At 71.7% G+C, this 11,899-nt stretch carries 11 protein-coding genes and 1 pseudogene; 8 read left to right on the forward strand and 4 right to left on the reverse strand.

Features of this window, described 5'->3' with window-relative positions; translation table 11 throughout:
* Window positions 1–120: 120 nt before the first annotated feature.
* Window positions 121–267: pseudogene (locus tag ACFPZN_RS18680) on the reverse strand (NmrA family NAD(P)-binding protein); the annotation flags it as partial.
* A gap of 57 nt (window positions 268–324) precedes the next feature.
* Here ACFPZN_RS18680 and ACFPZN_RS18685 point away from each other — a divergent pair.
* The 3 genes from ACFPZN_RS18685 to ACFPZN_RS18695 all read left to right on the forward strand — a co-directional run bounded on the left by ACFPZN_RS18685 (window position 325) and on the right by ACFPZN_RS18695 (window position 4,775).
* Window positions 325–927, forward strand: coding sequence for a TetR family transcriptional regulator (locus ACFPZN_RS18685; RefSeq protein ID WP_378283276.1), 603 nt, complete (start codon window positions 325–327; stop codon window positions 925–927).
* 15 nt (window positions 928–942) lie between these two features.
* Window positions 943–1,287, forward strand: coding sequence for a protein kinase family protein (locus tag ACFPZN_RS18690; RefSeq protein WP_378283277.1), 345 nt, complete (start codon window positions 943–945; stop codon window positions 1,285–1,287).
* A 197-nt stretch (window positions 1,288–1,484) separates the two neighbouring features.
* Entirely contained in the window at window positions 1,485–4,775 is a 3,291-nt protein-coding gene (locus ACFPZN_RS18695) for a DUF4132 domain-containing protein (protein WP_378283278.1), read from the forward strand.
* Here ACFPZN_RS18695 and ACFPZN_RS18700 read toward each other — a convergent pair.
* Window positions 4,772–5,545, reverse strand: a complete 774-nt coding sequence (locus tag ACFPZN_RS18700; RefSeq protein WP_378283279.1) for a DUF6597 domain-containing transcriptional factor — start codon at window positions 5,543–5,545, stop codon at window positions 4,772–4,774. The genes ACFPZN_RS18695 and ACFPZN_RS18700 overlap by 4 nt on opposite strands.
* 74 nt (window positions 5,546–5,619) lie before the next feature.
* Between ACFPZN_RS18700 and ACFPZN_RS18705 the strand changes: the two genes are divergently transcribed.
* Window positions 5,620–6,198, forward strand: coding sequence for a TIGR03086 family metal-binding protein (locus ACFPZN_RS18705; RefSeq protein ID WP_378283280.1), 579 nt, complete (start codon window positions 5,620–5,622; stop codon window positions 6,196–6,198).
* Here the strand turns inward: ACFPZN_RS18705 and ACFPZN_RS18710 are convergent.
* Window positions 6,195–7,496, reverse strand: coding sequence for a hypothetical protein (locus ACFPZN_RS18710; protein WP_378283281.1), 1,302 nt, complete (start codon window positions 7,494–7,496; stop codon window positions 6,195–6,197). The genes ACFPZN_RS18705 and ACFPZN_RS18710 overlap by 4 nt on opposite strands.
* Before the next feature lie 145 nt (window positions 7,497–7,641).
* On the opposite strand from ACFPZN_RS18710, the gene ACFPZN_RS18715 reads away from it, so the two are divergent.
* Both ACFPZN_RS18715 and ACFPZN_RS18720 read left to right on the forward strand, forming a co-directional pair.
* Window positions 7,642–7,974, forward strand: coding sequence for an ArsR/SmtB family transcription factor (locus ACFPZN_RS18715; protein ID WP_378283282.1), 333 nt, complete (start codon window positions 7,642–7,644; stop codon window positions 7,972–7,974).
* On the forward strand, window positions 7,971–8,999 hold the full coding sequence (locus ACFPZN_RS18720) for a TIGR03086 family metal-binding protein (RefSeq protein ID WP_378283283.1): 1,029 nt from the start codon (window positions 7,971–7,973) through the stop codon (window positions 8,997–8,999). Before ACFPZN_RS18715 ends, ACFPZN_RS18720 begins: the two co-directional genes overlap by 4 nt.
* A 9-nt stretch (window positions 9,000–9,008) precedes the next feature.
* On the opposite strand, the gene ACFPZN_RS18725 is transcribed toward ACFPZN_RS18720, so the two are convergent.
* Entirely contained in the window at window positions 9,009–10,475 is a 1,467-nt protein-coding gene (locus ACFPZN_RS18725; protein ID WP_378283284.1) for a translocation/assembly module TamB domain-containing protein, read from the reverse strand.
* A 121-nt stretch (window positions 10,476–10,596) separates the two neighbouring features.
* Here ACFPZN_RS18725 and ACFPZN_RS18730 point away from each other — a divergent pair, with 121 nt between their 5' ends.
* Together ACFPZN_RS18730 and ACFPZN_RS18735 are read left to right on the forward strand one after the other, a co-directional pair.
* The gene (locus ACFPZN_RS18730; protein WP_378283285.1) at window positions 10,597–11,145 is read left to right on the forward strand and encodes a hypothetical protein; all 549 of its coding nucleotides are present in this window, start codon (window positions 10,597–10,599) and stop codon (window positions 11,143–11,145) included.
* A gap of 178 nt (window positions 11,146–11,323) precedes the next feature.
* The gene (locus ACFPZN_RS18735) at window positions 11,324–11,893 is read left to right on the forward strand and encodes a TerD family protein (RefSeq protein WP_378283286.1); all 570 of its coding nucleotides are present in this window, start codon (window positions 11,324–11,326) and stop codon (window positions 11,891–11,893) included.
* The last annotated feature ends 6 nt before the right edge of the window (window positions 11,894–11,899 follow it).

Below are 11,899 nucleotides of genomic sequence, written 5' to 3' on the forward strand. Positions count from 1 at the left end.
TCCTGATGTTCCATCACGGGGAAGGAAACTAGCATCCGCGCACGTTCGCAGTTTCTCGGCCCCGTGTCCCCCAACCCCTTAAGGTCTGGCTGTCCGATCACATGATCACGGGACAGGCCCTAGTTCGGCCCCGGCGGGGAGGTTGGCGGTGGCGGGGTTGCGGGTGAGTGCGCGGACTTTGTGGCCGGCGCGGAGGAGTGCGTGGACGAGGGGGCGGCCTACTGCGCCGGTGGCGCCGGTTACCAGGATCATGGTCGGTAGTTTCATCCAGATGGATGAAGTTGTCAACCAAATGGATGGATGATGGGCGCTAGCATGCGGGGCGTGGAGGAAAAGGGGCCTCGGAGGGCGCCGCGGGACGGTGAGCGCAAGGTGGACGCCGAGCGGTCGCGGCGGCTGCTGCTCGACGCCGCGCTGGAGGAGTTCGCCGCCAAGGGGTACGCCGGTGCCCGCGTCCAGGACATCGCCGATCGTGCGGGCGTGAACAAGCAGCTGATCAGCTACTACTTCGGTGGCAAGGAGGGGCTGTATCAGGAGTTGGGGCGGCAGTGGCTGGAGCATGAGGCCGCGTTCAACGATCCCGATATTTCGCTGGAAGAGCTTCTTATGCGTTACCTGCGCGATTCGCTGGACGATCCGCGCGGTGCCCGGCTGAACGCGTGGGCGGGGCTCACTGGGGACGTCGTACCGGAGGATCCCGCGGAGGATCTGTCGGATCTGCGGCGTCGCCAGGCGGAGGGGGAGATTGCGGCCGAGCTTGAGGTCGAGGCGGTGATGCTGCTGATGACGGTGATGGTCGCGGCGCCCGCGACGATGCCGAACGCGGTGCGGCGCATTTACGGGATGAGCCCTGACTCGCCCGAGTTCAAGCAGCGGTACACCGAGCAGTTGCGGCGCATCGTCCGGCGCCTGGGCCAAGTGGAGTGAATCTCCGCACGCGCTGTGCGCCTGGGAGTGAAGGTCGGTGGACGGTACGAGCTGACGCACGGCCCCATCCGCGGGGGGCGGGTGGCCCGTGACACCGAGCTGGGACGGGCCGTCGTGCTCAAGCGGGTTGAGAGCACGACGGCGTTCAAGGCCCGGGCGTTGGCGCGGTTCAGTCATCGGCATGTGGTCACGCTCTATGACGCCGTGCGCGGCCGGGGGCGTTCCTGGCTCGTCCTGGAGTACGTGCCGAGCGGCAGCCTGGACCGGTGGCCGACCATCGAACCCGAGCTCGCGGCCCGTGTCGGCGCCCAGATAGCCGATGCTGCGACTGGCACAGCACCACCCGCGACCAGCCGCTGACCGCGGCGGACGGTAGCCCGGCCCGGCTGCGGGGCTACCACGCCTGCCCCTATTAGGGCGGCCGCCCGGCGGTTGAGATGGTCTACCTCGGTGTCCGAGCGGCTATGTGGCGGTCAGGCGGGCGCCGCCGCCCCTAACCGGACGTTCTCCGGACGTTCGGCGCTGGATGTCGGAGGCATCGCCTAGCGTGGGCCGCTATGGACGATCAGCTCCCCGACATGCCGGACACCTGGCGCCGGCAGGTGCATCCGCGGCGCGGTGGCCGCCATGTTCCCGAGGTCGAGATCGACGCCTCCGCCCCGGGTCGCCTGGCCGCCTGGGTCGAGGAGCACAGCGCCCACGTCCAGAAGGCACTGGAGGCGGGCGGCGAGCCCGCTGCGGTTGCGAGCACCCGCCGTTACCTGGGCGGCGAGGCTGATCCGGTGGGTGCGGCAGTGGTGGTCCTGCTGTTGGTCAGCGCGACCCCTGTGCGTCCGGGGCCGCTGCCGGACTGGATCGTGGACGCCTGGACGGCCCAGCACGGCCTCGCGTTTGCTGCGTGCGCGACCGTGCATCTGAACGCGGTCGAGGTCTACCAGACGCCCAACTCCAGCGCCCTGTCCATCCATCACCGGGACGACGGCACCATGCGCGTCCGGGGCAATGCCTGCCTGCGCCGCGCGCGCATCCTTCTGGCCGCGGCGGACGAGGGTGACTACGGGGCGGCCGTCGAGGGTCTGGAACGGCATCGGAAGTCCTCGGAGCAGCGCCTGGAGGCGGCGTACCTGGCCCCCACCCGGCACGACTGGGTGGAGGAGTGCTGCCAGGACCCCGCGGTCAACGATTACCGCGCGCGGTTGAAGCACTGGATGCTGATGTGCTCCGTGGGCACGCAGGCCCACGCCGACCTGATGGCGCTCCACTTCGAGCCGGTCCACTACGGGTATGACGAGGACGCCATCGCCACCCTGGTCGACGGGCTCGGCGCGGCCGCCGTGCCGTTGCTGAAGGCGTGGCTGGACAGGTTCAGTGTTGAGTCCGGCAAGCAGCTTCTCAGGGGCCTGGCCATTCTTCCGGCGGACGAGGCGTTCCAGATCCTGGTCGACCGGGTCGACGACAAGCACGCCCAGCCCGTGCTGATCGACGCAATGGGGCGGTTCCCCGTCCGGGCGTTGCGGCTGCTGGGGCCGGTCGCGGCCGGGACGTCCCGTACCGCCGGGGTCGCCGCCGATCTGCTGCGCGGCCACCTGCGCGCGCACCACGACACGGTGGTGTCCGCGCTGCCCGGTCTCCCGGACGAGGCCCGCGAGGCCGTCGCGCCGATGCTGGAGGCCCTGGCCGGAAGCCGGGTTCCGGACGCGCCCGCCGACGCGCTCCCGAAACTGCTGGTTGAACCGCCGTGGGCCGCGCGCGGCAAGAAGGCGAAGCCGGTCGTCATCAACGGCCTGACGGCTCCGGAGAGCCGGTCGATCGTCTGGGCGCCGGGCGAGCGCGAACGCTGGGCGACGCCGCGGTACGGCTGGGGGATCCACTGGAAAGACGAGGACGACCCCGTCCAGGTGTTCCGCCGGTACGGCGTGCACAACCAGCTCTGGGTGCTCGCCAGCGCCCCCGAGGAGCAGGCCCGGTCGCTGCTGCCGATGTGGGCGCCCAACTACGACCACGTCTACCCCGCCGATCCCCGCGTGCGGATGATCCTGGCGAGGTTCGAGGACGACGCGTTCCACGTGTTCTCCGCCCTGCTCAAGGCGCAGCAGTCCGAGACCGGCGATCTGGTGCTGCCGTTCCTGGACGCGGAGACGGCGGCGTACGCGGCCCGCTGGCTGGTCAGGGTGCGGCGGCTGCGTAAGGTCGCGCTGGCCTGGTTCGACCGGCACGGGCTGAACGCCGTCCCGTACCTGCTGCCCGCCGCGCTCGGCAAGCAGGGCGCGGCGCGGGGCAATGCCGAGGCCGCGCTGCGGCTGCTGGCGTCCCGGCACGGCACCGGCCCGATCGCCGAGGCCGCGCGGGCGCACGGCGACCGTGCCGCCGACGCGATCGCGGCGATGCTGGCCGCCGACCCCCTGGACGCGCTGCCGGCGCGGATGCCGAAGATCGGCGCGTGGGCCGACCCGGAACTGCTTCCCCAGGTGCTGCTGCGCGACCGCGAGCGGGCCCTTCCCGCGCAGGCCGCCGGGCACCTGCTGAGCATGGTGGCGATCTCCAAACCGGACGAGGTGTACCCGGGCGTGGGCATCGTCCGCGACCTGTGCGACCGCGAGTCGCTGGCCGAGTTCGCCTGGGAGGTCTTCCGCCGCTGGGACACCCACGGGGCGCAGTCCAGCGACGGGTGGGCGCTCGCGCAGCTCGGCTGGCTCGGCGACGACGGCACGGTGCGGCGGCTGACCCCGCTGCTGCGCACGTGGTCGGCCGATCGCCGCACGCCGAGGGTGGTGGCCGGGCTGGACGTCCTGGCCGCGATCGGGTCCGACGTCGCGCTGATGCGCCTGAACGGCGTCGCCCAGTCGGCGCGGTCCACGTCGCTGCGGAAGCGGGCCCGGGAACGGCTCGACGAGGTCGCCGCGGAGCTGGAGCTGACGCCCGAGCGGCTCGCCGACCGGCTGGCGCCCGACTTCGGCCTGGACGCCGACGGCGGCATGACCCTCGACTACGGGCCGCGCCGCTTCCGGGTCGGCTTCGACGAGCAGCTCAAGCCGTGCGTCATCGACGAGGACGGCAAGCCGCGCAAGTCGCTGCCGCGTCCGGGCGCGGCCGACGATCCCGAGCTGGCGCCGGCCGCGCACAAGCGGTTCGCCGCGCTGAAGAAGGACGTGGCCGCGGTCGCGGGCGACCAGCTCCACCGGCTGGAACGGGCGATGGCCGACCTGCGCGAATGGCCGGTGGACGAGTTCCGCACCTTCATCGTGGAGCACCCCCTGGTCTGGCACATCGCCCGCCGCCTGGTGTGGACGTCCCGGTCCGGCGACGGCGCGTTCTCCTTCCGGATCGCAGAGGACCGCTCCTTCGCCGATGTCAAGGACGCGGAGGTGACCCTGCCGGAGACCGCGCGGATATCGATCGCGCACCCGCTCCACCTGGACGGGGAGCTGGGCCCCTGGTCGGAGCTGTTGGCCGACTACGAGATCATCCAGCCGTTCGCGCAGCTCGGCCGTCCCGTCCACGCCCTGACCGAGGAGGAGCGGGACGGCGACCGGATGGGGCGGTTCGAGGGCGTGGAGGTCTCCACGGGACGGATCCTGGCGCTGCGGAGCCGGGCCTGGGACGCGAGTGAGACCGAGTACGGGAGCATTGTCGACATCGCACGGAAGATCCCCGATGGGTGCCGCGCCGTGATCGCGTTCACGCCGGGGATCCAGCCGGAGATCATGGACCCGGCCCAGGAGCAGAAGATCACCAGTGTGTCCGTCGTCCGCGACGGTGACGAGTCGGCCGCCGTCCGGCTCGGCGACGTCGACCCGGCCGTCGCGTCCGAACTCGTCGCCGACCTGACCCGCCTGACGGCGTCCTAGGAACGGGCGTAGCGGGCGGGGGAGGTGCCCACCACGGCGGTGAAGTCGCGGGTGAGGTGGGACTGGTCGAAGTAGCCCAGGTCGCCGGCCAGGCCCGCCCAGTCGATGCGGGCGCCCTGGTCGGCGCGGGCCGCGGCCTCGTGCAGGCGTGCGCGGCGCAGCACCCACTTGGGGCTCGCCCCGACGTACTCGGCGAAGAGCCGCTGGAGGGTGCGGGTGGAGACGTTCAGCGTCCCGGCGGCCTCGTCGACGCGGAACAGCGCCGGGTCGGCGGTGATGCGCCCGACCATTTCCGCCACCTCCTCGGCGACCGGGTCCGGGACGGCGGGTAGCAGGGGCAGCAGGAACTCTTCCGCCCGGCGCACCATCACGGCGAGGTCTGTTGTGCCGAGGACGGCGCGGTTGACCTCCTCCACGGCCGGGCCGAGGAACTCGGTGGCCGGGATCCGGCGGTCGGCCAGTTCGATGACCGGGCGCCCCGCGAACGGGCGGAAGTAGCCGGGACGGAACTTGACCCCCAGAACCTGCCCGCGCCCTTCGAGCTTCCGCACGAACAGGGCGCGGTCCACGCCGTACACCAGCGGGGCGGGCTCCTCGAAGACGAGGTGGACGTTCGGGTGGGAGAGCACCTTGGTCTCATAGGGCTCGTCGGTGTCCCACCGGACGTGCCAGTAGAACTCCACGAACCGCGCCAGCTCCGGGCAGGGGGCTTGGCGGTCCACGCTGACGATGGACTCGTGCTCGTGCGGGTACAGCACCCCACGTCCCATATCCGCCACCTGACCAGGGTACTTGGCGCGTTTCTCCAAGAGCCGCGTCCCGGCCGGTCCGTAGCGTGGACCGCATGAACGAACTCCACGTCCACATGAAGGAATGCGCCGCCGAGGCCGCCCGCGTCGCCCGTGGCGTCCACCGGGAGCGCCTGTCCGATCCGACTCCGTGCGGGGAGTTCGACCTTCGCGCCCTGGTGAACCACTGGGTGCTCTACACGTCCCATGGCCTGGAGCACAGGGCGCTGCGCGAGCAGCTTCCCGAGTCGCTCACCCAGCGCGACTTCACCGTCGACCGGGACTGGGCGCAGGAGTACGCCGCGCAGCTCGACCGGGCCGTCGCCGCCTGGGCGGACCCGGCGGTGTGGGAGGGCGAGATCGACCTCGGGTTCGCGTCGTCGCCGGCGACCGAGGTGGCCTCGCTGATCATCAAGGAGACGGCCGTGCACGGCTGGGACGTCGCCGCGGCCACCGGCCAGCAGTTCAACGTGTCGCCGGAGGCGGGCGCGTTCCTGCTCCGGGTCGTCCAGGAGAACGCCGAGATGTACCGGCAGTACGACGGCTTCGCCGACCCGGTGGCCGTGGACGCGGACGCCCCGGCCTTCGAGCGGGCCCTGGGCGCCTCCGGACGCGACCCCCGCTGGCGGCCCTAGTCCTGCCAGTAGAACAGCAGATCCCCCACGGCCAAGGGCTCGCGTTCTCCGAAGAAGTACACGTGCAGCTTCTCGAAGCGGATCCCGGCCAGCACCTGGTCGATGTGCCGGAACCCGGCCGCCCGCAACGCCGCGATCGCCCGCCCGTCGGCGCCGGTGCCGCCGAAGAACGGCCCGAGCGTGCTCACCATGAGCTGGCCGGCACTGATCTTGATCACGTCGTAGGTGCCCGACCCGGTCCCCTCGTGCTCGCCCGCCGCCACCGGCTCCTGCGGGTCCAGGCCCGCGGCGGTGAGGGCCTCGGCGGCGCGGTGGAGGCGGTCCTCGACGAAGTCGCTGTCCCAGGGGTCGGGCGCCGGCTCCAGGCACGCCGCCTCGAGCAGCCACCGGGGGTCGGTGTCGCGCTGGCCGGGCGTGTACTGGCGCACGATCGCCTCGCGCACGTCCGCCGGCACCCCCGGCAGCTCGATGCGGGGCGGGCCGAGCTCCTCCCACATCGCCCGGATCTCGTGGCCGCGCCGGTGCAGCACGGCCAGCGCCCACAGGTGGCCGGGGCGCCGTTCCTGGGCCATCGCCAGGAGCGGGCCGTCATCGCGGTCATCGGCCGTGCTCAGCAGCTCGTACGCCTTGCGGGCCACCATCGTCGAGGCGTCGGCGAGCGCGGGCGTCACGTCGCCGCCCGCCCGCCACGCGAGCCGCACGCCCAGCAGCCGATCTGCCGCCGACCTCCCGCCGGTCACGAGCTCCTCCGGTGAGCCGGCGCCGAGCGCGCCGAGCACGGCGGGGAGCCCCCGCGATTCGACCAGGACGTCGACGGCCTGCTCTCCGACCTTCCGCCGATGCGCCCAGGGGTCGGCGGCCAGCAGGGCGAGACGTCCCGCCGCGCTCACGTCGCCCATCTCCGCCCTGGCCAGGGCCATCGCCGTGTCCAGGTTGTACCGCTCGGTCTCCGGGGCGCCGTCCTGCGCCCGCAACCAGCCGAGCAGCTCGTCCGAATGTGGCCGCCCCGGCACGCCCAGCGCGCCGAGCAGCGCCCGCCGGATCTCGGTGGTGACGCCGTCGTCGCGCACGCACTCCAGCAGGGCCGCCGCACGCCCGTCGGGGACGCGTCCGGTCAGCGCCCGGGCGCAGGCCATCCGCCGCCACCAGGGCTCCTGCGCGTCCAGGACGAGGTCGGCCAGCGCGTCCGCGGGGACCTCCGCGAGCCTCCGCACCAGGCCGTCCACCGACTCGGTCCGCACCCGCGCCTCGGGAACGAGAGTCCTCAACCGCGCCCGATGATCGAGATCGCCTGTCACGTCCAGATCATCACCTATCCGCCCTGCCTGTGCAATCCGCCGCTTTTATGCGTCAGGACCGAAAAACCTTGAGACGCGGGACCCTCCGCACGCGAAATCAGTGTGTCTGCAATAGGTAGGAAAAATCCGACGTATAGTGGAGGTCATGACCGTGACCGAGGATCGCCTCTTCGCCGCGCTGGCCAGCCCCGTACGCCGCGAAGTCCTCCACCTGCTGCGCGAGCGGGGCCCGGCCTCCGTCAACGAACTGGCCGGGCACTTCACGATGGCCCGCCCCAGCTTCTCCGAGCACCTGCGGGTGCTGCGCGAGGCCGGCCTGGTCCACGAACGCCGCGAGGGCCGCCACCGCCTCTACCGCCTGCAGGCCGCACCGCTGGAGGAGATCCAGCAGTGGCTCCACCCGTTCGAGCGATTCTGGCGCGAACGCCTGACCGACCTCAGCGACGTCCTCGACACCCTGGACGGTGACGAATCATGACCACCAGCGACACGATCAGCGTCGACCAGTTCCTCGCGCACCCGCCCGCCAAGGTGTGGCGGGCACTCACCGAGCCGGAACTACTGGCCAGGTGGCTGATGCCCGGCGACTTCCGGTTGGAGGTGGGACACCGCTACCGCATGCAGACCCGTCCCGTACCGGCCACCGGGTTCTCCGGCACGGTCCTGGCCGAGGTGCTCGCCTTCGAGCCGGAGAAGATGCTCCGCGTCTCCTGGCAGGACGCCGAAGGCGGTGGTGACACCGACTGGACCATTACCTGGACGCTCCAGCCCGAAGGCCGCGGCACCCGGCTGTTCCTGCTCCACGAGGGCTTCGACCCGGACAACCCCCTGCACCAGCGCTCCCGCACCATCATGGGCGGCGGCTGGCGCTCCCACGTAATGAACGCCCTGCAACGCGTACTGAAGGAAGACGCCATGTCGGACCAGGCCGAACGCTTCCGCCTCGCCGCCGACGGCTTCGCCGCCAGGATCGCCGCCGTCCCGCCGCACCGCTGGGACGACCCGAGCCCGTGCCCCGGCTGGTCGGCCCGCGATGTGGCCGCCCACGTCATCTCCGAGACCCGCCGTATCGCCTCCACCGTCCGCGGCACCGAGCCCGAGCCCGTCCACGGCGTCGGCCTGGCCGAAATGGGCGCCCTGCCGCACGTCGAGTCCGACGCGTCCCTGCACGCCGCCTGGATCCAGATCAGCGCCGACCTGACCGCCGCGATCGACGACCCCGCCTGCCGCACCGCACAACTGCCCTCCCCGGTCGGCATGGTGCCGTTCGCCGACACCGTCGAGGCCCTGCCGGAGGACGTCCTCGTCCACACCTGGGACCTGGCCCGCGCGACCGGCGGTGACGAACGCCTGGACCCCGGCCTGGTCGCCCACGTCTACGAGCACCTCAAGCCGATGGACGAGGCACTGCGCCAACCCTGGGCCTTCGGCCCCAAGGTCCCGACTCCGCCCGGCGCCGACCTCCAGACCGAATTCCTCGGCTTCACCGGCAGGACCCCCTGATCGCCGGCTCTACTGGCGGCTGATGGTGCGGGTGATGCCGGCGGCGATCGTGGTGGCCAGGATCCACCCCGACAGGATCAGCGCGTACGACAGCCACTGGTACCAGCCCTGCGGCTTGAACGCCTTCTCCTGACCGAAATCGATGATCGGCAACAGCAGGTCGAAGGTGTAGAAGAGCGCGTTGAAGGCCGGGGCCTCACCCGGCTTCAGGGCGGGCGGCCGCTTCTGCGCGTAGGCCAGGGTGCCGGCGAGCAGCAGCGCCACCAGCCAGGCCGCCGCGCGCATGGGCCGGAAGCCGTAGCCGACGGTGCCGTCCTGCAGGTAGCCCCAGATCTTGGCGTACCGGGGAAGTGTGGCGCGATGGCGTCGCTGCTTGGCCAGCTGCACCATGCGGGCCGCCGCGTCGTCGCCGATGCGCCGGTAGGCGGCGGCGAGCTGCTCGTAGGTGTAGGGGACGTAGCCGTCCTCCTCGCGTTCCAGCAGCGGCAGACGCTGTTCGGCGGGAAGGTGCGGGGTGAGCGCGCTGTAGGTGAGGCCGTCGAGCTTGACGACGTCCGGCCACACGTCCGGGGCGGCGTGGAGCAGCTCGAACTGCGAGCGGCGCAGGTTGACCGCGCCCTCGATGGGGTGCGTGTTCCGCAGCCAGAACTCACGGGCGATGACGCTGCTGGCCCGGAGCGCCACACCGCCGGGGTTGGAAAGCCGCGCTCCGGTGAGGTCGATTCCTCCGGCGACCGTGGTGCCGCGCAGGTTGACGCGGCCCTGCGCGCGCATTCCCACGGCCTGCATGTCGGTGCCGACGGAGAAGGACTTGGCGTCCAGCGCCGTGTCGCCGGGATTGACGAGCACCGCTTCGTCGAGGTTGACGGTGCCGGAGACCTTGGTGCCGTTCAGCCGGATCCGGCCGTGGACGGTGAGGCCCCGGGCCCACATGTCGTCGTCGATGGCGGCGTGGTTGAGGTGCAGGACGTCGCCCTGATCCTCGTCCTCGTCGCCGAGCCGCGCCCGCTCCAGGAACAACGCGCCGGACAGCCGCGCGCCACCGAGCCGGACCTGCCCCGGGATGAAGCACTCGGAAAGCCGCATGACGCCGTCGACCTGGATGGTGGCCGCCTCAACGGCGGGCAGGTAGGAGCGGCCGAGGTTGAGCTGCCGGACGTGCGCGCCGTAGAGGATGGCCGCGCGTTCGAAATGGCAGCCCCACAGGCGGATGGCGTGCTCGACGGTCGCGTACTGCAGGTCGAGCACGCCGGTGATCCGGGCACCGACGACCCGCAAGGCCGCGACCTCGCCCTCCTCGGCGGAGCCGGTGAGCAGGAGGGCCCGCAGGACCTTGGCGCGAACGGTGCGCTCCGGGCCCCAGGCGTGGCCGTCCTCCGGGTCCTCGTCGTCGGATCGGCGGAAATCGACGGTGCCGCCCCGCGGGAACGCCCGCCACACACGGCGCTCGGCGGGCGACAGTTCGTTGATCTCCATCGCCGGGACCTTCTCGTGCCCCCCACCCCCTGTCAACCGGATGCCGGGACGGAACCGTCGGGAGTGGTCCCGGACGGCCGGCCCTACCCTGCGGCCAGGGCTACGACGGAGGGCAGAGAGCATGAAGCAGAAGCGGCACCTGGATCGTTGCGCCTCGTGGGCGCTGCTCATCACCGCGGCGGCCCTGCCGCTCGCGGGGTGCGGCGAGGACGAGCCGGACACGGCCGCCCCGCGCGCCTCCACGTCCGCACCGAGCACCCCGCCGCCGCCCGCCCCCACGTCCGCCGCGCCGAGTGCGAGCCCGGCGGCGTTGAAGGCGGCCGACGGTACGCGCCTGAAGTCCTGCGCGGACGCCAGGTGCGAGGTCGAGATCAAGGCCGGCGACGTCATCCGCTTCAACGCGACCGGCGAGAGCAGGGCGGGCTTCGGTGACATCACAGTGAAGAAGGTGAGTGAGAAAGAGATCACCTACGACCTGGCGTCCGGCGCCGCCACCTTCACCCAGCCGGCAAGGAAGGTGCCCGACTCCGGCAACCTCAACGGCATCTCGCTCACCCTGGTCGCCGTCCAGGGCGAACGCGCCGTCATCCGCCTGGGAAAACCCGTCTCCGGCGCGTTCTCGGCCGAGGTAGGCCCCGGCGGCATGACCGTGACCACCCCCGGCGGCTGACCAACCCCGCAGACCTGATGACCCACCTCCACCCCGGTTCCGTGTCTCCGTGAACGGGGTGGCGACCCGGCGGCGGGGCTGCAAGGCTTTGCCCTGGCTTGTTCGGCTTGATGGTGACCGGGAGGCCGGGGCGCTCCTGGGGAGCGCGCGGCGCAGGGGACACAGGGAGGCGACGGTTGTGACCGTCTCGATGGTGAAGGGCCAGCGGATCCCGCTGGAGAAGCCGGGCGGGGCGCTGCGCATGGTCCGGATGGGGCTGGGCTGGGACGCGGTGCGGAAGCAGGGCTTCTTCGGCTCCCGGCAGCGGGAGATCGACCTCGACGCCTCCTGCGTGCTCTTCGCCGACGGACGCATCGCCGATGTCGTCTTCTTCGGCAAGCTGGTCAGCGACGACGGCTCGGTCCGGCACACCGGGGACAACCTGACCGGCGCGGGCGACGGCGACGACGAGTCGGTGATCGTCGATCTGGCCCGGCTGCCGGTGCACGTCGGCTCGCTGGTCTTCACCGTCAGCTCGTTCAACGGGCAGACCTTCAACGAGGTGGACAACGCCTTCTGCCGGCTGGTCAACGAGATGGACGGCGGGGAGCTCGCCCGGTACACGCTGACCGGTGGAGGCACCCATACCGCCATGGTGATGGCCCGGATCTACCGCCACGGCGAGGGGTGGAAGATGAACGCGATCGGTGAGCCGTGCCACGGACGCACCTTCGAGGACATGCTGCCGACGATCGCCGGGCTGGCCTGACGGGCG

The sequence above is a fragment of the Actinomadura rugatobispora genome, assembly GCF_042656285.1.
Lineage (GTDB): Bacteria > Actinomycetota > Actinomycetes > Streptosporangiales > Streptosporangiaceae > Spirillospora > Spirillospora rugatobispora.